This is a genomic window from Agromyces sp. P2_B3 (assembly GCF_056404815.1).
The window spans coordinates 1-19,804 of sequence record NZ_JBFUDH010000027.1; the positions used below are offsets into that span (position 1 = coordinate 1).

The 19,804-nt window shown below is 71.9% G+C and carries 15 protein-coding genes and 1 pseudogene; 3 read left to right on the plus strand and 13 right to left on the minus strand.

The window, feature by feature from the left end; genetic code table 11:
- The 10 genes and pseudogenes from AC1DZA_RS19380 to AC1DZA_RS19425 form a co-directional block, all read right to left on the minus strand.
- Positions 1-1,465: pseudogene (locus AC1DZA_RS19380) on the minus strand (hypothetical protein); the annotation flags it as partial.
- Positions 1,465-1,623: a DUF6760 family protein gene (locus AC1DZA_RS19385; protein ID WP_159606153.1), complete on the minus strand. Its 159-nt coding sequence runs from the start codon at positions 1,621-1,623 to the stop codon at positions 1,465-1,467. The pseudogene AC1DZA_RS19380 and the gene AC1DZA_RS19385, both read right to left, overlap by 1 nt.
- Positions 1,620-2,066, minus strand: a complete 447-nt coding sequence (locus AC1DZA_RS19390; protein ID WP_476773986.1) for a hypothetical protein — start codon at positions 2,064-2,066, stop codon at positions 1,620-1,622. Before AC1DZA_RS19390 ends, AC1DZA_RS19385 begins: the two co-directional genes overlap by 4 nt.
- Entirely contained in the window at positions 2,066-2,512 is a 447-nt protein-coding gene (locus tag AC1DZA_RS19395) for a phage tail protein (RefSeq protein WP_309974721.1), read from the minus strand. Before AC1DZA_RS19395 ends, AC1DZA_RS19390 begins: the two co-directional genes overlap by 1 nt.
- Positions 2,513-2,578: 66 nt before the next feature.
- Positions 2,579-4,147 (minus strand): phage tail sheath family protein, encoded by a 1,569-nt coding sequence (locus AC1DZA_RS19400; RefSeq protein ID WP_476762973.1) that lies wholly within the window; start codon positions 4,145-4,147, stop codon positions 2,579-2,581.
- Between the two features lie 126 nt (positions 4,148-4,273).
- Positions 4,274-4,984 carry an eCIS core domain-containing protein gene (locus AC1DZA_RS19405; protein WP_476773987.1) on the minus strand — a complete coding sequence of 237 codons (711 nt, stop codon included), beginning with the start codon at positions 4,982-4,984 and terminating at the stop codon, positions 4,274-4,276.
- A gap of 111 nt (positions 4,985-5,095) precedes the next feature.
- Positions 5,096-7,147 (minus strand): ATP-binding protein, encoded by a 2,052-nt coding sequence (locus AC1DZA_RS19410; protein ID WP_476773988.1) that lies wholly within the window; start codon positions 7,145-7,147, stop codon positions 5,096-5,098.
- Between the two features lies 1 nt (position 7,148).
- Entirely contained in the window at positions 7,149-7,769 is a 621-nt protein-coding gene (locus AC1DZA_RS19415; RefSeq protein WP_309974733.1) for a Pvc16 family protein, read from the minus strand.
- Positions 7,766-10,939, minus strand: a complete 3,174-nt coding sequence (locus tag AC1DZA_RS19420; protein WP_476773989.1) for a hypothetical protein — start codon at positions 10,937-10,939, stop codon at positions 7,766-7,768. The genes AC1DZA_RS19415 and AC1DZA_RS19420 overlap by 4 nt, the downstream gene beginning before the upstream one ends.
- A gap of 140 nt (positions 10,940-11,079) precedes the next feature.
- Positions 11,080-11,703 carry a response regulator transcription factor gene (locus AC1DZA_RS19425; protein ID WP_159604858.1) on the minus strand — a complete coding sequence of 208 codons (624 nt, stop codon included), beginning with the start codon at positions 11,701-11,703 and terminating at the stop codon, positions 11,080-11,082.
- Positions 11,704-11,871: 168 nt separating this feature from the next.
- Here AC1DZA_RS19425 and AC1DZA_RS19430 point away from each other — a divergent pair, with 168 nt between their 5' ends.
- Both AC1DZA_RS19430 and AC1DZA_RS19435 read left to right on the plus strand, forming a co-directional pair.
- Positions 11,872-13,257, plus strand: a complete 1,386-nt coding sequence (locus AC1DZA_RS19430) for a COG1470 family protein (protein ID WP_476773990.1) — start codon at positions 11,872-11,874, stop codon at positions 13,255-13,257.
- 11 nt (positions 13,258-13,268) lie between these two features.
- Positions 13,269-13,586: a PAAR domain-containing protein gene (locus AC1DZA_RS19435; protein WP_476773991.1), complete on the plus strand. Its 318-nt coding sequence runs from the start codon at positions 13,269-13,271 to the stop codon at positions 13,584-13,586.
- 66 nt (positions 13,587-13,652) lie between these two features.
- Here AC1DZA_RS19435 and AC1DZA_RS19440 read toward each other — a convergent pair whose 3' ends face one another.
- From AC1DZA_RS19440 to AC1DZA_RS19450, 3 genes are all read right to left on the minus strand, one after another.
- A complete protein-coding gene (locus AC1DZA_RS19440) occupies positions 13,653-14,651 on the minus strand; it encodes a sugar ABC transporter permease (protein ID WP_476773992.1) in 999 nt (332 codons plus the stop codon).
- Complete coding sequence (locus tag AC1DZA_RS19445; RefSeq protein WP_476762746.1) at positions 14,651-16,273, minus strand: ABC transporter permease subunit; 1,623 nt, start codon at positions 16,271-16,273, stop codon at positions 14,651-14,653. The genes AC1DZA_RS19440 and AC1DZA_RS19445 overlap by 1 nt, the downstream gene beginning before the upstream one ends.
- Before the next feature lie 79 nt (positions 16,274-16,352).
- Positions 16,353-17,582 carry a sugar ABC transporter substrate-binding protein gene (locus AC1DZA_RS19450; RefSeq protein WP_476762747.1) on the minus strand — a complete coding sequence of 410 codons (1,230 nt, stop codon included), beginning with the start codon at positions 17,580-17,582 and terminating at the stop codon, positions 16,353-16,355.
- A 273-nt stretch (positions 17,583-17,855) separates the two neighbouring features.
- Here AC1DZA_RS19450 and AC1DZA_RS19455 point away from each other — a divergent pair, with 273 nt between their 5' ends.
- Complete coding sequence (locus AC1DZA_RS19455) at positions 17,856-19,694, plus strand: glycoside hydrolase family 13 protein (protein ID WP_476773993.1); 1,839 nt, start codon at positions 17,856-17,858, stop codon at positions 19,692-19,694.
- The last annotated feature ends 110 nt before the right edge of the window (positions 19,695-19,804 follow it).

The window sequence follows — 19,804 nt, forward strand, 5'->3', positions numbered from 1 at the left end:
AGCCGGCTCCGGCCGGGGCGGCATCCGCCTGACCCGGGAACGGCATGGGCGCCAGCGCGATCGCCTGCACGACCGGCGGGCGTGGTCGCGCGGCCGGGGCCGACACGGGGGCGAGCGCCGGAGCGAGCGCGCGCTGCGCGATGAGGGGCACCGTGAGGCGGGCTGGGGCGGCCGGCGGCGCCGGCAGGACGAGCGGATGGTCGACCGTGGGAATCGCCTCGTCGGTGCGACGCTGCACCGTCGATGGCGGGTCGGCGGCGAGTCGAGCGACGGGCATCGCAGGTGCGGGCGGCGGCGCGTCGACCGTGGCCGCGTGCGAGGGGCCGGGCTCGGGTCCCACCGCGGGCCTGACGTCGGCGCCCGAAGTGGTCGCGCCGAGCACGCTGCGCACCGTCGGCTCCGGGCCGTCGACGACGGCCGACGCGGAGGGCTCGTCCGGCTCCGAGACGGCGGGCGTCGCGGCGAGCGCGTCGCCGATCGCCGGGGCCGCCGAGTTCGGGGTCGCGGCCCGCTGCAGCGGGAGCGCACCTCCGGCGGGCATCCCCGACGGCAGCGGCGCGCCGAGCCCGAAGCGCTTTGGCACCGCCTCGGACACCCCGGCGGCAGGCAGGCCGGCGAGGGTCGGCCCCGACCCGCTCGACGGTGCCTCGGCAGGAACCGAGGGGCCGCCCGAGCCCGGCTCGACGCTCGACGGGTCAGGCGACGGCAGGGCGACCGGCGTCCCGGCCCGATCGATGCGCTGCACCGACGGTGCGCCCGAGAGACGGAGCGCCGTGGTGCCGGCGCTGGGAGCCTCGGTCGGGGCAGGATCGGCCGACCGGTCGCTCGCTGCGGCTGTCGCCACGATCGGCGCAGCACCCCCAAGCGCCGGAGCGTTCGGTTCGGCGACGTCCTGAGCCGGCGCCTCCCCCTGGGTCGAGGCCGCGGGGGGTTCGCCTGCGGATGGCGCGGGCTCATCGTCGCGGTCGACGGATGCCGCGGCATCCGGTGCCTCGACGGGCTCGGCCGGCGCGAGGTCCTGCTCGGGGGCGCGCTGCACCGGGAGGTCCACGCCGGACGCAGCGTCGGCGACGGTCGACGGCACGGCCGGCGACGACGCACTCCCCTGCTGGGTCGAGCGCCCCGGCCCCGAGAGCGGCGGCCGCAGCGTGAGGTCCGCGACGACCGACCGCTGCACGGGCGCGCCGAACCCCGATGCGCTGCCGGCCACCGTGCCCGACGGTGCCGTGGCGTCCACGAGGTGTCCCATCGCCCCGAGGCTGCTCGGCACGACCCGCGTGGGCAGCGACGCGACGAACCCGGTCGAGAGCGTCGCCGGCGCGGCATCCGACACCTGACGCTGCAGCGGCGGGAGGAACGCCCAGCCCGCGGGCGGGATGGGCGACGACGACGGCGGGCGCGACGGATCGGACGTCGCCGTCGGCGGTGCCGGCGACGGGTCGTCCCGCTGCCACGGCCAGCGCATCAGCGCTCCTCGGAGAGCCTCGTGTTGATCGACGCGATCTCGTGCACGTAGCGCAGGCGCTCCGCGTGCTCCATGTCGAGGATGTCGTCGAGCGACCAGTGGAAGTGGTAGGCGACGTACGCGACCTCCTCATGGATGCGGTCGGCCGAGTACGTCATGATTCCCCCAGGCGACCGCCCGCGAGATCGGCCGTGAACCGGTGCGAGCACTCGGGGCAGGTCACCGCGATGCGCGTGTGGCCCTCGGCGTTCACCCGCCGGTAGAAGTCCTGCAGGAACGCGACATCCGACGCGAACATGTTCTCGATGACCGACGAGTCGATCGAGCCGAGCGAGCCGAGCGACGTGATCACCCGGCCGAGCAGCACGACCGTCGTGTAGGCGGCGTTCTCCTGCACGCGGGCGTCGTAGAGCGGCAGCAGCTCGTCGCGCGCCGTCGCGAGCCGCATCACCCCACGGCGATGCACCGTGCCGTCGGCGCCGACGTAGCCGCGCGGCAGCTCGAAGGCGAACTCGGTGCGCATGGCGCCGTCGTCCACGAGACCCGCCGGCGCGGCATCCGTCGATTCGATCCCGGGCCGCGTCGCGATGACGCGCTGCATCACTTCACCTCTGACTCGTCGAAGCAGATCGTGAACTTCTCGGTGGCCTGCTCGGTCGCGCCCGCCTTGAGCGAGTTGACCTCGACGCTGCGCACCCAGCAGTTGCGGAACTCGTACTTCTTGATGGTGCCGCCCTCGTAGTCGAGGAGCTCGACCGACGCGGTCTTGCGCGCGCCCTTCACGTCGCCCTTCATGACGACGCCGAGCCAGTCGGTGACCGTCTTGGAGTCGGTGAGGCCGCGGGTGACGGTGAACTCCCCCGTCTTCGCGCGACCGATCAGCTGCCTCGCGACGTACTTCCCGTCGGCCAGCTGCTGCTTGAGTTCGATCTTGTCGACCTCGTTCTTCAGCCCCGAGACCTCCGTCACCTTCGGCAGCTCGATGCCGTCGATGATGACCTTGAAGGCGTAGGCGGGTGAGGAATCGAAGGTATCGGCCAGTGGCATGTCAGTCTCCTACTCGTGTCGTGCGATCACGCTCGTGCGGTCGCGCTCTGCGGTCACTCTCTGCAGTCACTCGGCGACCAGGCTCGTGCCGCCCGAGAACTGCGAGAGCTCGAACACGACGAACTCCGCGGGCTTCACGGGGGCGACGCCGATCTGGCAGACGACCTGCCCGACGTCGATGAGCTCGGCGGGGTTCGTCTCCTCGTCGCACTTGACGAAGAAGGCCTCGTCGGCGGTGCTGCCGAACAGGGCGCCCTTGCGCCACTCGTTGATGAGGAACGCCGAGATCGAGCGACGCAGCTTGCCCCAGAGGGCGGGGTCGTTCGGCTCGAAGACCGCGAACTGCGTGGCGCCGAGGATCGACTTCTCCAGGTAGTTGAAGAGGCGGCGGATGTTGACGTACCGCCAGGCCGGATCGCTCGAGAGCGTGCGCGCACCCCAGACCCGGATGCCGCGACCGGGGAACGCGCGGATCGCGTTCACGCCGATCGGGTTGAGCAGCTCCTGCTCGGTGCGGGTCAGCTGCGTCTGCAGTTCGATGGCGCCGCGGACGACCTCGTTCGCCGGCGCCTTGTGCACGCCGCGCTCGCTGTCGTTCCGCGCCCAGACGCCGGCGATATAGCCCGACGGCGGCACGAACCGGTTGCTGCCGGTCGCCGGGTCCAGCACCTTGACCCACGGGTAGTACAGGGTCGCGAACTTCGAGTCGTAGCCCGCGCCGGTGCGCCGCCACGCGACGATCTCCTGCGCGTTCAGGGCCGGCGGCGGGTCGAGGATGGCGACGCGGTCGCCCATCAGCTCGCAGTGCGCGATGACCGCGAGCTGCACGGCCTTCACGGTCTCGAGGTCGATGGCGCCCTGCTCGTAGGCCGCCATGAGGTCGGGGACGACCACCATGGTGACCTCCTCGATCTCCTCGAGGCCGCTGAAGCCGGTGCGGTCGGCGGCGTTGCCGATGTAGTTGGCCGCGGAGACGCCCTCGAGCACGATGGGCTGCTCCTCGGGCTCCGGCACGGCCAGGTCGAACCGGCCCGGCTTCGGGAGGACGCCGGCGGATGCCGCGTCCACCTCCTCGACCGTGACCAGCTTCGACTCCGTGGCGACCTTGGTCACGACGTAGGCGGCGTGGTCGGGCTTCGGCGAGACCTGCTCCCAGATCTCCGGCGCGCGGCCCTCGGCCGTGACGACGACCTTGAAGACGCCGTCCTCCGGCTCCTCGCCGCCCGGATCGGCGATCTCGACGGAGATCGGCTTCGCGTTCGGCGAGGCGTTCTTCGCCGTGAACACATAGTTGCCGATGGTCGCGGTCTGCGGTCCCGACGCGATGGCCTTCTGCTCCCGCTTGGCGCCCTTGCCGCCCGAGCTCTGCTGGCCCGTGCCGACGCGGACGACGTAGCAGTTGCCGCCGCCGTTCAGGAAGTAGCCGTACACCGAGTACGCGAGATAGGCGCCCGGATAGAGCCCGCCGAACTGGTCGACGAACTGCGTCCAATTGGACACGAGCGTCGGCGAGTTCTCCGGCCCTTTCGGTGCCATCCCGATGAATGCTGCGACCGCGGTGCCGACGCCCTCGATCGGGCGCGTGGCGGCCTCGATCTCCTGCACGTACACACCGGGTGAGAGATAGGTGGGCATCCCCGACTCCTTCGCTGGATTGCGTGATCCAAGCGTCGGTCCGCGGATGCCGCGGCGGGGGGTCCAACCGGACGGGCGAGGGGGTGAGAAGGGCTGCTCGATGGGGCAGGGGGAACAGGAGTCGGCCTAGCCGGCCGACTCCTCCTGCTCCTCCTCGGCCTCTTCGCGCTGCACCCAGAGCCCCTGCACGGGCTCCTCCTCCTCGTCGCCCTCGCGCTGCACAGTCGGGGCTGCGGCGCCGGAGCCGTCATCGATTCGCTGCACGGGCGCCGGTTCGCTCATGACCCTGGCGGCGTTGTCGGCGGCGGCGCGCTCGAAGCGGTCGCCGGGATCGCTGACGCTGACGCCACTGCCGGTCGGGGTGCCCTCGACAGGGCCCGACCGCTGCTGCACGACATGGGTGAGCTCGTGGGCGATGGTCGTCCGGCCCGACTGCGACGACGGGTCGTACGCGTCGCGCTGGAAGACGACGTTGCTGCCCACCGTGTAGGCGTGCGCGCCGACCGACCTCGCGGACTCGTGCGCCGCGGCATCCGTGTGCACCCGCACGTCGCCGAAGTCGTGGCCGAGGCGCGACTCCATGTCGGTGCGCACCGCGGGCTCGAGCGGCGAGCCGCCCGACGACACGACGTCGAGCACCGGCGAGCGCTGCTCCTCGACGAGGTCGCTGACCGCGGCGTTGCCGGCCTCGCGCTGCAGGCGCAGCATCGTCGCCGGGCCGAGCACGTCGGCTCGGCGCTCGGCGAGTCCGTGCGTCGTCGCCTGGCCCTCGCGGGCGGCATCCGTTCCCCGGCGTGCGACCTCGAGGTCGACGCCGTCGTAGTCATGTGCGTGCATGGTGCACCTCCACGATCGACCGCTTCCATTTCACCGCGGGCGGGCCCGACGCGGGCGAGATCTGCCCGATCGGGAAGGCGCCCGTTCGCGAACGCGCAGCGCGATGCCGGGTCATCCGCCCGCCACCTCAGCCCAGTACCGGCCGAACTCGCGTTCGACGACGAGCCGGCCGAGCTTGCGGTACTCCCGGTGCACGCCGAGCACGAGGTGGCGCATCGAGACGCCGCCGCGTTCGGATGCCGCGAGGTAGGCCGCTGTGACGGCCGCCGCCCTGATGGCTCCGCCCGCGAGCTCGAACGACCGCCCGAGGAACTCCAGGTCGAGGTCGTCGGCGCGGCGCACGCGGGAGCCCAGGCTCTGGTCCCAGAGCCGGCTGCGGTGCGCGGCGTCGGGCATCGGGAAGTCGACGATCACGTCGAGGCGTCGCGTGAACGCCTCGTCGATGTTCGCGCGCAGGTTCGTCGCGAGGATCGCGAGGCCGTCGAACGTCTCCATACGCTGCAGCAGGTAGGCGCTCTCGACGTTGGCGTAGCGGTCGTGCGCGTCCTTCACGTCGCTGCGCTTGCCGAACACCGCGTCGGCCTCGTCGAAGAGCAGCACCGCATTGGTGCCCGCGGCCGCGCGGAAGATGCGCTCGAGGTTCTTCTCGGTCTCGCCGATGTACTTGTCGACGACGGTCGAGAGGTCGATGACGTAGAGGTCGAGGCCGAGCCCGCCCGCGACCACCTCGGCCGACATGGTCTTGCCGGTGCCCGAGTCGCCCGCGAAGAGCGCCACGACGCCGTGGCCGCGGCCGCCGCCGGGCCGCATGCCCCAGTCGCCGAGGACCTGCTCGCGGTGCCGGGCGCGCAGCTCGATCTCGCGCAGGGCGTTCATCGGCGCAGCGGGCAGCACGAGATCCGACCAGGCCACCCGCGGGGCGACGCGCCGGGCGAGCCGGTCGAGCGCCGAGGCGTTCTCGGCCCTGGCCCCGGCGGCGAGGTCGGCGGCGGTGATCGTGCCCGACGTGGACAGCGCCGCCTGCGCGCGGGCCGTCGACGCGGCCCGCTGCACCTGCTCGGGCCGCAACCGGAACTGCGCCGTCGCCGTCGAGACGTCGAGCCCGTCGGCCATCGGGCCGAGCGACCGTCGCCAGAGCCGCGTGCGCTCGTCGATCGTCGTCGCCTCGACATCCGCCATCGCGGGCAGGTCGCGATGCCAGGCCGGATCCCAGGTGGACTCGCCGACGAAGACGGTCGGCTGGGTCGAGTCGGCGAGCGCCTCGATGAGCGCGCGGCCCGTGTCCGTGGTCACCGGCGAGGCGATGAGGCCGAATCCGCGCAGCCGCGCCTCCCGCGCCACGAGCCGGGCCAGCGGCACGGCGTCGGCATCGCCGCCGAGCCGCTCGAGGTCGACCAGCAGTGCGCCCGGCGCTTCGGCGTGCAGCGCGCGCACGGCGACGGCCTCCCCCGATCCGGTGGCCGGCTCGCGGAGGTACACCAGGCGGATGCCGGAGGCGAGCGCCTGACGTACGCGCGCGTCGTCGCCCCACTCGAGGTCGACGGGCTCGCGCAGCACGCCGTCGAGGGCGCGATCGGCGGTGTCGTCGCCGAGGAGGTGCCCGACGATGCGGTCGGGGACGCGCACGGCCCGCCCCGGCAGCGGCCGGTCGGGGTCCTCGACGATCACCAGCCCGCCCGTCACGAGCGGCCCCGAGATGAGCCGGGCCCGGTCGGCGGCGCTCGTCAGCGGCACGCCGCAGAGCTCGAGCGCGACCGAGACCGACGGCCGCCGTCGCCCGACGTCGTCGTTCAGGTAGCCGAAGAACCGCTCGAACCGCGGATCGAGGTCGGCGGCCAGCGCGATGACGAGCAGGTCGACGTCGATGGGCCCGAGGCCGAACGCCGCCGCGAGCGTGCGCAGCCGGATCGGATGCCCAGCGGCCTCCGCCACGTCGGCGCCCTGCTCGCACGCCGCGAGGCGTGCCGAGGCATCCGACCAATCGGGCACGCCGGGGGCACCGTCGAGCAGCCGGTCGACCATCTCGTCGCTGAGGTACAGCCCGCGGAAGGGGTCGTCGGGCTGCGGATCGGCCGCGCGACGGGCGGCGACCAGGCGCCGGATGCGGTCCTCGATCGCGCCGAGCCGCCCCAGCAGGTGCACGATGCTGGGGTCGTCGATCATCTCAGTCTCCCGTCGGAGCGGCACGGAACGCGGCATCCTCGATCCCCAGTCCCGCCGCTTCGAGCTGGGCGGTGACGCCGCCGGTGACGGGCGGTCCGGCGGGGTACAGGATCGACCGGCTGAGCGGTGCGGTGACGACGACGTCGAGCGAGGGCTTCAGCTCGCCGCCGAGCGACGACCAGACGTCGGCGAACGCCCGGTCCTCGGGCGGCGGCTGGGCGATCGTGATCGAGCACCGCAGGCCCGTCTCGGCGAGGGTCTCGATGATGAACGCGTCGGGAATGGCGTCGAAGCGGATGAAGCAGCGCAGCAGCGCGTCAAGGAGGCGGTGCTCGTCGTCGGGCCGTTGCGTCCACGCCGTGACGAGGTACGACAGCTTGTAGTACCGGGGCGCGGGCGCGCGGTGCGTGACGATGCCGCGGTCGTCGCGCTGCTCCGAGAAGCCGTACTCCCGCCGTCGTACGTCCTCACGGATGTCGTAGAGGAACAGGTCGACCGTCGGCGCGTTCCTCCGGGCCGCCCAGTCCTTCGTGGGGGCGTCGAGCGCCACGTCGACGTCGGCGGCGATGCCGTCGGACTCCTTGACGAGCGTGCGCAGCGCGTCGTCGATCTCGCCGATCATCCGCCCCTCCCGAGCAGGTTGGGCGCCATCGCGGAGCGTGGCGCGACGAGCAGGCGGTTGCTCGAGGGGATGTCGCCGAACAGGCCGTCGACGCTGTGCATGACGAGCGTGCGGGTGCCGGGCAGCTCCCACCTGAGCACGAGCAGGGCCCAGCGGGCCGACGTCGGGTCGCCCGAGCCGGGCCAGCGCACGCTCGGCGTGTCGGTCGGCACGCCCTCCCAGTGGAACGTGACGGCGGCGTTCGGCGGCAGCGACGTGCCGATCGCACCGATCACCTCGCCGGGCGTCGTCACCGCCGGCGACATGCGCAGGTTGGGCTGGAGCACCGTGAACGGCTCGCGGTCCTCGCCGATCCACGACGGCGGCAGGGCGGCGGGGAGCGGTTCCGGCGCGAGGGCCGGCGACGGCGCGAGGGCGAGAGCGAGCACCGGTCCGGCCTCCGACGCGGGCGCGAACTCGACCTGCGGCTCCGGGTCCGGCTCCGGCGGAGGCGGCGGCAGCTCGACCACCGGCGCATCGAACGACAAGGCGACGCCGTCGACGACGAGGTCGTCGGTGCGCGGCGCCACCGGGGGCGCCGGCGGCAGAGTCGGTGCGGGCATCGAGAAGGTCAGGGTCACCACGGCGGATGCCCCGGGCTGGTCGAGTCCCGTCACGACGCAGGTCGTGCCCGAGAAGCTCGCGCACCCGGCGTCGGACGTCTTCGTGAGGTAGCCCGCCCACGTGTAGTCGAGGCCGATCTCCAGCCCGGGGAGCACCGCGCCGGGAGCCTCGCGCGTCACGAGCGTGGTCACCACCAGCTGCTTCCCCCCGGTGTACCCGGGGTCGTGGTCGTCGGAGAGGTCAAGCGTGATGGCCGGGCGCACCCGGGTGACCGGCGCCTCGTCGGGGGCGACCCAGTCGACCGGGAGGTCGGGAACCAGGTCGGAGTCCGCCCCGCCGAGCGAGTAGGCCTCGGCACGCACGACGCCCGGGAGGACGCTGCCATCGGGCGAACCTCCGACCGAGAAGTCGAGCCCGACCTGCGCCACGGAGCCCGGCTTCGACAGCAGCACGTCGCAGATCGCGCCGTCCCACGACTCGCACCCGATCGGGGGCGCGTTCGGGTGCAGGAACGCCGGCCACGTGATCGCCACGCCCACGATGAGCTCGCCGAACGGGTCGCGTCGCGCGCCGGCGAACGCCTCCCGCGTGACGGTGATCGTCGCCGCGACGTCGTGGCCGCCCTGCCACACGAGCTCCCGGTCGAGTGCCACGTCGAGGGTGATGAACGGATCGACGCCCGCGACCGGGGCCTCGCCGGGCACCACCCACTCGACTGGCAGGTCGCGGTCGTCGCCCTCGTCGACGTCCTCGAGAAGGTACGCCCCCTCGGCTCGGACCACCCCGTCGACCACGCCCGGCCCGATGTCGAAGGCCACAAGGATCACGGCCGCGTCCTCCGGCCCCGGACTGGCGATGCGGACGTCGCACACCATGCCATTCCCCTGCAGGTCGCACCCGGTCGGGGTGCTGAGCGGCGTCAGGTAGGCGGGCCAGGTGATCGCCACGCCGACCAGGAGCGCGTCGTAGAGGTCGCCGTCGGTGCCGCGTTCGGCACGCGTGGCCGTGATGCGCGCGCCGAGCGGGGAGCCGTCCTCCCACACGTAGTCGTTCGTGAGGTCCACGTCGAGCGTCACGAGCTCGGCGTCGGTGATCTGCGAGTCGTAGGCGTACTCGAGCCACCCGTCTGGTGCGGTGAGCGGGGCGCCGTCGAAGTCGAACCGGGCCGCGACCTGGTCGGCGTCGAGGTATCCGACGCCGATCTCCGCTGGCGGTGCGAACTCCACCGTGATCACGGCCCCGGACCCAGGTTCGTCGAGGCCGGTGATGGTGCAGACGCCGCCGACGTACGTCGCGCAGCCCACCGGTGCGCCGATCGGCACCAGCGCTTCATCGAATTCGAGCGCGACGTCGAGCTCGAGCCCGAAGAGCGTGACTGCGGCGGCGGCAGCGTGCGAGACCCGGATGACCCCCTCGATGCCCTGCTCGTCGCCGAGGGTCGACAGCTCGGGTCGCAGTTCGACCTCCATCGGGAACGGCCGGTCCAATGCCACGACGGATGCCGCGTCCACGCCGGTCCACGTGCCCGGGATGTCCAGGGCGCCCTCCGGCCGCGGCGTCGGGGCGGCCTTCACGATGGCCGAGTGCACGTCGGACGCGGCGACGACCCGTATCGCCGAAGGCTGCTGCGACCGCGGCGCCAGCGCGATGACCGGCCCCGGCGGCGTGTACCAGCCCCCCTGGCCGATGATCGAGATCGCGCCCTGCCCGCCGTCGCCCTCGGGCACGCTGAATGCCATGGTGAACACGGTCGTCCTGCGCACGTTCGTCGGCTCGGTGATGGCGCAGAGTCCGGCCACCAGCCCGCCGTCGCAGGCGTCGGCCGGGGTCGTGCCGCCGACGGGCGCGAGGAACGCCGGCCAGTTGATCGCGAAGAGCACCTGCGAGGAGGCCGTGCGCGGTGCGGCATCCGGTTCGTGGGTCACGGTGAAGGTCGCGACGATCGTGTCGCCGATCCCCGTGGTGGCCGCCCGTCGGTCGACGGTCACCCCCGCCGAGAAGACCGGCGCGAGCTCGACGTAGTCCTGGTCCGAGGTGAGGTCGGCGGCGTCGAAGTCGACCCGGCTGAACAGCTCCACGTCCTGGAGGTAGCCGCCGGTGACCTGCGCCGTCACGACGGGCAGTGCGGGCGGCACGCCCAGCAACTGGAACCAGTACGTGAACACCGCCGGCGTCAGCGGATCCCTCGGAACCTCGAGCACGCACTCGTCACCGGGCCCCGGCGGCACGGCCGACTCCATGGCCACCGGGTCCATGACGACCAGGCAGCCGTCCACCCCGTGCTCGGTGCCCGTGCCGACGGAGAGCCGCGTCGTGTCCCAGCTCATCGCGACCGCGACGAGTGCATCGGGGTAGACGTCGGCGTCCCGGGCGGTCACCGTGACGCTCGCGCGCACCCAGGTCCCGCCCGGGGCGGTCCGCGGTGAGGTCGTCACGTCGACCGAGAAGGCGGGAACCGGTTCGTCCGCCGCCACGGCCGGCGACGCGGCGACGATCGTCGAGGCACCGAGGAGCACCGCGAGCGTCATGGCGACGCTCGCCCAGGCGATCCGGCTCCGGCTCGTCACGATCCTCCTCCGACTCCTCCACCTTCGAGGCAGTGCGCGTGTGCGGCAGCCGAGGCCGGGCACCCTTCGGTGCAGCCGGGATTACCCCCTCGGGCAGCCGCCCGCGGCGACCCTCACGAGCGGCCGCCCGCGGCATCCGCTCAGATGAGTCCCTCGCGCACCGCGTACGCCACCGCGTGCGAGCGGTTGCGCAACTGCAGGCGCGTGGTCACGTCGTGGAGCACGTTCTTCACCGTGCGCTCGGAGTACGAGAGCTTCGTCGCGATCTGCGCGGTGTCCCAGCCCTCGGCGACGAGTCGGAGCACGTCCACCTCCCGGGCGGCGAGGCCCGTGAAGGTGATGCCGCGCGGGTCGAGCACGGTGCGCTGCAGCCGGCCGACCTGGTCGAGGAGGCGGCCGAGCAGGTCGGGCGGCACCGCGCCCTCGCCGGCGGCCGCCGTGAGGATCACCGAGACGAGGCGGTCGGTCGTGGCATCCGCTCGGCGCACCAACCCGACGACGCCGCTCTCGACGGCGCGCACGAGATCCTTGTCGTCGAGGTGCGACGAGATGAGCACGACGCGGCTCGAGCCGTTGCGGCGCAGGAAGCGCAGGGTGTTGAGGGTCTCATCGTCGACCTCGTCGGAGATGACGAGCACCACGTCGGGCGCCTCCTCCTCCTGCGGCCCGACGACGCGCACCTCGGGGCGGGGGCGGAGCGCGCTCGCGACGCCCGCCTCGGAGATGGGGTCGCGCGCATAGACCCGCACGGTCGTTCTGGTCATGGTCGTTCCTTCGCAAGTGCGGGTTGCGGGTCGTGCGGGGTGCTCGGGGACAGTATGTCCGGGCATCCTCTTCGCGCACTCAACACCCGCTCAACGGGCAACTTCGTTGCGCGAGCGGCAGGCCGCGCGGGCTCCGCGGCCGCTTCCAGCCGGCCGTAGCGTGACGCCATGGCCACCACCGCGACCATCACGCCGGCGTCCGCGTCGGTCGACCCGGGCACGCCCGTCTCGTTCACGCTGACCGTGCTCAACGACACGCTGCTCGTGGAGTCGTTCGAGCTCGCGCCGGTCGGGCAGGTCGCGGCGTGGGCCACGGTCGAGCCCGGCACCCTCACCATCTACCCCGGCAAGTCCGAGACGGCGACCGTCACGGTGCTGGCCCCGCGGTCGCCCGAGTCGATGATCGGCGAGGTGGCGCTCGGCGTGCGTGCCAGGGCGGTCGAGCAGCCCGACGCGATGGCCGTCGCCGAGACGGTGCTGACGGTGCTGCCCTTCGCGCAGACCGAGGCGGAGCTCGTGCCTCGGATCGCCCGCGGACGCGGACGCCACCGGGTGCGCGTCGCCGTCGACAACCGCGGCAACACGCAGCTCATCGCGGCGATCGCGGCGACGAGCTCCGACCGGCTCGGGCTCTCGACGCCCTCCCCCGAGGTGATCATCGATCCCGGGCACACCGAGTTCGTCGACATCGACCTGCGGCCGGTCGCCCGCATCTGGCGCGGCGACCCGGTCACCCACCAGTACTCCGTGTCGGTCGTGCCCGAGGGTCCGCCGCCCGCATCCGATGCGGCCTGGGCGGCGGCGCTGGCCACCGGCTCCGGTACGGGCGGCACGGGCGCCGGCACGCCGGGCACGGCAACGGCCACGGCGACCGCCACGGCCACGGCGACCGAGCCGATCGTGCTGCCGGGCAGCTATGTGCAGGAGCGGGTCTTTCCCAAGTGGCTGTGGAAGCTCCTGCTCGCCCTGCTGCTCCTCCTGCTCCTCCTGCTCGCCCTCTGGTTCCTGCTGCTGAAGCCGGCGATCGAGTCGGCCGCGCGCAACGCCGTCGAAGAGCCGCTCGCGCAGGCCAATGACAAGTCGGATGCCGCGGCGCAGCAAGCCGACAGCGCCGCCCAGAAGGCGAACGAGGCGCTCGAGGCCGTGGGCGAGACCCCGGCGCCCGTCGTGCCGGTCTCGACGACGACGAGCGCCGATGTCGACCTCCGATTCGAGCTCGTCGATCCGACCGGCGGGGCTGCCGACGAGAGCGACCGCTGGGAGGTGCCGCCGAACTCGGTGCTGCGCATCACCGACATCCTCGTGAGCAACCCGTTCGGCGACGCGGGAACGATCACGCTCGAGAACCAGGACGTGCTCGCGCCGATCTTCACGAGCGGGCTCGAGAACTTCCGCGACCTCGACTTCCACTTCGTGACGCCGGTGCAACTGTCCGACGGCGACCAGCTCTTCGCCTCGATGACCTGCGCGGCAGCGAGCGGCGCCGGGCCGAATCCCGGGCAGTGCACGGCCTCGGTGCTGGTCACCGCGCAGGTCGTAACGACGACGGGCTGAGGCGGAGCAGCATGCCAACCGGGCCGTCCCTTCGCGCCGGCGACACCGCCCTCTGCGGACTCTCCGACGGCCCGAAGCCGCACGTCGGCGGCCCGATCACGCCCGCGGCCGCGGTGCCGACCGTGCTGATCGGCGGCATGCCGGCCGCCGTCGCCAACGCGATGCCCGGCGGCATCGTGTGCGTGTCACCCGCCCCGAACGGCATCGCGCAGGGCAGCATGACGGTGCTCATCGGCGGCTTCCCCGCGGCGCGGGTCGGCGACCTCAGCATGCACGGTCAGCCGATCGCCCCCGGTCCCGGCGCTCCCACGGTGATCATCGGCGGGTGAGCGCCGATCGGGTGAGCGCAGCGGATGCCGCGGCAGTCGCCTGCACGCGGCATCCGTGGCTTCGACCTACTTGACGGCACCCGCCGTGAGGCCGCCCACGATGTACTTCTGCAGCCAGAGGAACAGCGCGACGACGGGCAGCGCCGCCATGACGGCACCGGCCGAGAACGCGCTCCAGTCCGCGTAGCGCGGGTTCGACACGAGCTTCGTGAGGCCCACGGCGAGCGTCTGCTTCTCGGTGTCGATGAGCAGCACGGATGCCACCATGAACTCGTTCACCGACCCGATGAACGACAGCAGGGCCACGACGGCGAGGATCGGCGCGGCGAGCCGCAGGATGATCGTGAAGAAGATTCGGGCGTGGCCCGCGCCGTCGATCTTGGCCGCCTCGTCGATCGACGCCGGGATCGTGTTGAAGAAGCCGTACATGAGGAACGTGTTCACGCCGAGCGCGCCGCCGAGGTACACCATGATCAGGCCGATCTGCGTGTTCAAGCCGATCGCGGGGAACCAGTCGGCGATCGCGCTCATGAGCAGGAAGATCGCGACGACGGCGAGCATCTGCGGGAACATCTGCACGATGACGATCGTGATGAGCCCGAACCGGCGACCCGTGAACCGCATGCGCGAGAACGAGTACGCGGCGAGGCCGCCGAGGAGCACCGTGCCGATGGCGGTGATGGACGCGATGAGGAGCGTGTTCGCGAACCACTGCGGGTACGGCACCTGGGGGTCGGTGAGGATCCGGACGTAGCTGTCGAGCCCGAACTTCGAGAACAGCGCGTTCGACCCGGTCAGCGTTCCCTGCGGGTTCAGCGACGACGAGATCACGAAGACGATCGGGAACAGCGAGAACAGCACCATCACGATGCCGACGACGTGGCGCCATCCGGTCGCCCGGAACCAGCGACCGAAGTTGAACGGCCGCTTGGGCAGGTCGTAGCCGGTGCCACCCGCGCCGCCGGCGGTCGAGTGCGCCCGCGTCGAGGCATCCGTCACCTCGGCCAGCTCGCCCGCGATGAGCCCGGTCTGCGTGCCGGGGATCGGCTGCTCGTTGGTGGCCATCAGTTCAGCTCCTCGAGGGACTTGGTGCGGCGGAAGGCGATGATGGAGATGATCGCGACCACGATGAAGATGATGATCGAGTAGGCGCTCGCGAGGCCGTAGTCACGCGACTGCCCGGTGAACGCCACCTTGTAGACCATGGTGATCAGCAGGTCCGTGAAGCCCACCGGGATCGGGGCGTCCGAATCGCGTGGACCACCGTCGGTGAGCATGTAGATCACGTTGAAGTTGTTGAAGTTGAACGCGAACGACGCGATGAGCAGCGGCGCCACCGTCACGAGCAGCAGCGGCAGCTTGATGAGCCGGAACACCGCCCACGGCTTCGCGCCGTCGACCGTGGCGGCTTCCTGCAGCTCGTCGGGGATCGACTGCAGCGCGCCCATGCACACGAGGAACATGTAGGGGAAGCCGAGCCACAGGTTCACGAGGAGCACCGAGAACTTGGCCATCCATGGATCGGTGAGCCAGGGCACGTCGGCGCCGCCGAGCAGTACCTGGTTGATGAAGCCGAAGCTCTCGTTCATCATGCCCGCCCAGATCAGCGCGGACAGGAAGGACGGGATGGCGTAGGGCAGGATCATCGCCACCCGGTACCAGCGGCGGCCGCGCATGCGCAGGTCGTTGAAGACGATCGCGAGGAACAGCCCGAGGAAGAACGTCGAGGCCACCGAGATGAGCGCGAACGCGAACGTCCAGAGCGTGACGTAGACGAGCGGCTGCGCGAGGCGCGGGTCGGTCACGGCGCGCACGAAGTTGTCGAAGCCGACGGTGATCTGCCAGCCGGGCAGCAGCTCGTCGCCGGCCTCGGACGTGAACGCGCCCGTGCCGATGTCGGAGTAGACGGTGTTCGTCGTGACATCCGTCATCGTGCCGGCGTCGGCGTCGTACTCGAGGGTCGAGACGTACTGGTAGGCGTTCGACCCGTCGGGCGTGCGCAGTGCGCCGTCGTTGGGGTCATCGGAGAACGGCACGGCGAGCTCGGTGATCTCGTCGGTGCGGGCGAGCACGTCGGCGAAGCTGAGCGACGTCCAGCCGTCGGCGGCGACGGCCTTCCCGCCCTCCATCTCGGCGTCGATGGGCTCGAGCGGCTGGTCGTTGGTGCCGACGTAGGCGTCGCCGTCGGGGTCGGTCGCGAGCAGGCCGAGCGTGCCGAGGCGGTCGACCACGGTGATCGGGTAGGCCGGCGAGTCCTCGACGCGCTCGAGCGACGAGGCCATGAGCGACGAGACCGCCTGCTCCTTGGAGCCGTTGTGGCCGGTGCCGTAGTTCGTGAACGCGATGTAACCCGTGTAGACGAGCACGAACACCTGGAAGAGCACGAGGAAGATCACGCCCGGCGTGAGGTACTTCGCCGGGAGCTTGCGGCGCGAGAAGTAGATCCAGTTGACCGCGACGGCCACGAGGGCCACGATCGCGGCGATGAGCCACTGGTCGTGCGTCGCGAGCACGAACAGGGCGTAGAGCGCGACCGCATCGACGATGCCGAGCAGCACGATCTTCAGCAGGAGCATCTTCACCCCGACGGATGCCGCGTCGGCGATGCCCGCGGCCCGTCGCTGCTTCTTCGTGGGCGGCTGCTGCGGCGTCTCCGCTGCGACCTCGTCGTCGATCGTGGTGCTCATCCTGCGGCTCTTCTCGTCGGAAACGTGAGCGCTCCGGGCCGGATGCCGCAGCGGCATCCGACCCGGAGTCTCTCGGTACTTACTTGATGGCGGCCTGGACGTCGGACGTCAGCTTCTGCCACGTCGCGACCGGGTCGGCACCGTTGATGATGTCGGCCTCGGCGATGCCCCAGTACTGCCACACCGAACCCATGGCGGGGATGGCGGGCATCGGGACGGCCTCGTTGCCGACGGCGGCGAAGCCGGCGATGATCGGGTCCTCGGACGCGGTCTCGGCGGCGGCCGAGAGGGCGGGCAGCACGTGACCGGCCTCGAAGAGCTCCAGCTGCACGTCTTCGGTGCCGATGTAGTTCACGAGGAAGTCGTTCGCGGCGACCTTGTTCTTCGACTCGGCGGAGACGAAGAAGCCCTTCACGCCGGCGAACGGCGAGGCGACGTCGGCGGTCGGGCTGGGCACGCTGTCGATGGCGACGTTGACGCCGGCGTCGATGGCCGAGCCCACGTTCCACGGGCCGGTGAGCCAGAACGCGGCGGTGCCGTCGATGAACGCCTGCTTGGCGATGTCACCGTCGATGTCGGTGTTGAAGACGCCGGTGCCGTTCTTGCCCTGGCTGCCGAGCCACGTGGCGAACTGCTCGCCGCCCGAGTTGCCGAGCTGCAGGTCGGTGGGGTCGTAGCCCTCAGCGCCGCTGCCGAAGACGGGCGAGCCGAACGCGGTCTGGAACGGGTACAGGTGGTAGGGGTTGCCCTCGGCGCCCTGCTCGACCACGAAGGGCTGCGTGAGGCCGGCGGCCTGGCCCTTGGCGATCATGTCGTCGAAGCTCGTGGCCGGCTCGGGGATGAGGTCGGCGTTGCGGAGCACCGCGATGTTCTCCACCGCGTAGGGGAGCATGTAGGTGGTGCCCTCGTAGGTCGACGCGTCGATCGCGACGGGGAGGTAGTCGCCCGCGGAGTCGCCGAGCTCGATCGGAGCCACGACGCCGTTGGTCGAGAGCTCGCCCAGCCAGTCGTGCGCGCCCATGGTGATGTCGGGGCCCTTGCCGGTGGGGACCTGCTGGATGAAGTCGTCCTTGATGTCGGCGTTGTCCTTGCCGACGAGGTCGACCTTGACACCGGTCTTGTCGGTGTAGGCCTCGGCCGCGCCCTTCAGCGCGTCGACGCGCTCGGCGTCGACCCAGACGGTCAGCGTGCCGCTCGACGAGGCCTCGCCCTCGGAACCGCTGTCGCCGGACGAGCAGCTCGCCAGGCCGAGCGTCGCGACGACCGCGACGGCCCCGGCAGCGAGGAGGCTCTTCGTGTTCACCCTCATTGGTGTGCCCTTCTCAGTGTGCGTGGAGTCGGCGCCTTCGCCTGGTGAGGGAGCTGTGTTCCCCGTTCCGTTGCCGGAACCGCGCACCGTGCCCGAAAGGCCGTTCTTCCGTATGAATGTGCTCGCGTTTGTGCAAGCGATTACAGGTATACCTTGCGTGACGTTCATTACCAAACCCGGACAGGCCCATCGATACCGGTTCGTGACCATTCTGTGATCGGCTGGTACTGCAAGCGTTTCCATGATGTATCGAGATGACGTACAGTTTCCGTCATGACTTCCGAGTGGTGGCGCACTGCCGCGATCTACCAGATCTATCCCCGGTCCTTCGCCGACGCCAACGGCGACGGCATGGGCGACCTCGCCGGCATCACGAGCCGGCTCGGCGACCTGCAGGACCTCGGCATCGACGCCATCTGGCTCTCGCCCTTCTACACGTCGCCCCAGCGCGACGCCGGCTACGACGTCGCCGACTACTGCGACGTCGACCCCCGGTTCGGCACGCTCGCCGACTTCGACGCGATGCTCGCCGAGGCGCACGCCCGCGGCATCCGCGTCATCATCGACCTCGTGCCCAACCACTCGTCGGACGAGCACGAGTGGTTCCAGGCCGCCCTCGCCGCATCCGCCGGCAGCGCCGAGCGCGCCCGCTACCTCTTCCGCGACGGCCGCGGCCCGGCCGGCGACGAGCCGCCCAACAACTGGGAGTCGGTCTTCGGCGGCCCCGCGTGGACGCGCGTCGTCGAGCCCGACGGCACCGCCGGCCAGTGGTACCTGCACCTCTTCGACAGCTCGCAGCCCGACTTCGACTGGACGAACGAGGAGGTGCGCGAGGAGTTCCGCCGCATCCTGCGCTTCTGGCTCGACCGCGGGGTCGACGGGTTCCGCGTCGACGTGGCGCACGGCATGATCAAGGCCGACGGCCTCCCCGACTACACCCCGCCCGCCGAGGGCGGCAGCATGGGCGGCGCCGGTGGCGTCGCGGTCGAGGAGATCGACACGCCCGGCGAGCTCGTGGGCGCCGGGGTCGGCGCGAGTGCTGGGGTCGGCGCGTCCGGAGCTGGCGCGTCGGTCGGCGGCTCGGCTGCCGCCGGCTCGGCTGCGAGCGGCTCGGCTGCCGGGGCGGCTGCCGCCGCCGCATCCGGCGTCACCCTCGAGCCCGCCATCAGCGCCGACGCCGGCGACGGCGCGCCGTACTGGGGCCAGGACGGCGTGCACGAGATCTACCGCGACTGGCGCAAGGTCCTCGACGAGTACCCCGGCGAGCGCATCCTCGCCGCCGAGGCGTGGGTCGACCCGCTGCCCCGCGTGGCCAAGTGGGTGCGCCCCGACGAGATGCACCAGGCATTCAACTTCGCGTACCTCGAGACGCCGTTCGACGCGGCCGCGTTGCGCACGGTCATCGACGCGTCGCTCGCCGCCTTCGGCGCGGTCGGCGCGCCCTCGACGTGGGTGCTCTCCAACCACGACGTGGTGCGGCACGCCACCCGCCTGTCGGTGACCGAGGCGAACCCGCAGGGCCACGGCCTCGGCCCGCGCTCGAAGGGCCTGCCCGAGTACGCCACCGGCCTGCGTCGCGCCCGCGCCGCCACCGCGCTGATGCTCGCCCTTCCCGGCTCGTCCTACCTGTACCAGGGCGAGGAGCTCGGCCTGCCCGAAGTCATCGACCTGCCCGACTCGGCGCGTCAGGACCCCACGTGGTTCCGCACGAACGGCGAGCGCTACGGCCGTGACGGATGCCGCGTGCCCATCCCGTGGGAGGCCGACGCGCACGCCTACGGCTTCGGCCCCGACGGCGACCCGTGGCTCCCGCAGCCCGCGCAGTGGGGCGAGCTCGCGCGTGACCGCCAGCGCGGCGTGCCCGACTCGACGCTCACGCTCTACCAGGACGCGCTGCGCCTGCGCCGCGAGCACGACCTCGGCGCCGGATCGGTGGAGTGGCTGCCCGGCTTCCCCGCGACCGCGGTCGCGCTGCGCAACGGCGACGTCGTCGTGGTGGCGAACACGGGCACCGAGCCGGTCGAGCTTCCCGCCGGCGACGTGCTGCTCGCGAGCGGCCCGCTCGACGGCCGGTCGCTCCCCCACGACACGACGGCCTGGCTCCGCGCCTAGCCCACGACCCCGAGCGGATGCCGCGGCCCGCCGCCGCGGCATCCGCTCGCCGTGCTCGCCCCCTGCCGCGCCACCCGCCCGCCCGCTCGCCGCTCGCCGCGCCACCCGCC

Excerpts from the sequence above, each read along its gene's own strand:
- AC1DZA_RS19385 (WP_159606153.1), bottom strand. The coding sequence starts at position 1,623 with ATGACGTACTCGGCCGACCGCATCCATGAGGAGGTCGCGTACGTCGCC.
- AC1DZA_RS19390 (WP_476773986.1), bottom strand. The coding sequence starts at position 2,066 with ATGCAGCGCGTCATCGCGACGCGGCCCGGGATCGAATCGACGGATGCC.
- AC1DZA_RS19395 (WP_309974721.1), bottom strand. The coding sequence starts at position 2,512 with ATGCCACTGGCCGATACCTTCGATTCCTCACCCGCCTACGCCTTCAAG.
- AC1DZA_RS19400 (WP_476762973.1), bottom strand. The coding sequence starts at position 4,147 with ATGCCCACCTATCTCTCACCCGGTGTGTACGTGCAGGAGATCGAGGCC.
- AC1DZA_RS19405 (WP_476773987.1), bottom strand. The coding sequence starts at position 4,984 with ATGCACGCACATGACTACGACGGCGTCGACCTCGAGGTCGCACGCCGG.
- AC1DZA_RS19410 (WP_476773988.1), bottom strand. The coding sequence starts at position 7,147 with ATGATCGACGACCCCAGCATCGTGCACCTGCTGGGGCGGCTCGGCGCG.
- AC1DZA_RS19415 (WP_309974733.1), bottom strand. The coding sequence starts at position 7,769 with ATGATCGGCGAGATCGACGACGCGCTGCGCACGCTCGTCAAGGAGTCC.
- AC1DZA_RS19425 (WP_159604858.1), bottom strand. The coding sequence starts at position 11,703 with ATGACCAGAACGACCGTGCGGGTCTATGCGCGCGACCCCATCTCCGAG.
- AC1DZA_RS19430 (WP_476773990.1), top strand. The coding sequence starts at position 11,872 with ATGGCCACCACCGCGACCATCACGCCGGCGTCCGCGTCGGTCGACCCG.
- AC1DZA_RS19435 (WP_476773991.1), top strand. The coding sequence starts at position 13,269 with ATGCCAACCGGGCCGTCCCTTCGCGCCGGCGACACCGCCCTCTGCGGA.
- AC1DZA_RS19440 (WP_476773992.1), bottom strand. The coding sequence starts at position 14,651 with ATGGCCACCAACGAGCAGCCGATCCCCGGCACGCAGACCGGGCTCATC.
- AC1DZA_RS19445 (WP_476762746.1), bottom strand. The coding sequence starts at position 16,273 with ATGAGCACCACGATCGACGACGAGGTCGCAGCGGAGACGCCGCAGCAG.
- AC1DZA_RS19450 (WP_476762747.1), bottom strand. The coding sequence starts at position 17,582 with ATGAGGGTGAACACGAAGAGCCTCCTCGCTGCCGGGGCCGTCGCGGTC.
- AC1DZA_RS19455 (WP_476773993.1), top strand. The coding sequence starts at position 17,856 with ATGACTTCCGAGTGGTGGCGCACTGCCGCGATCTACCAGATCTATCCC.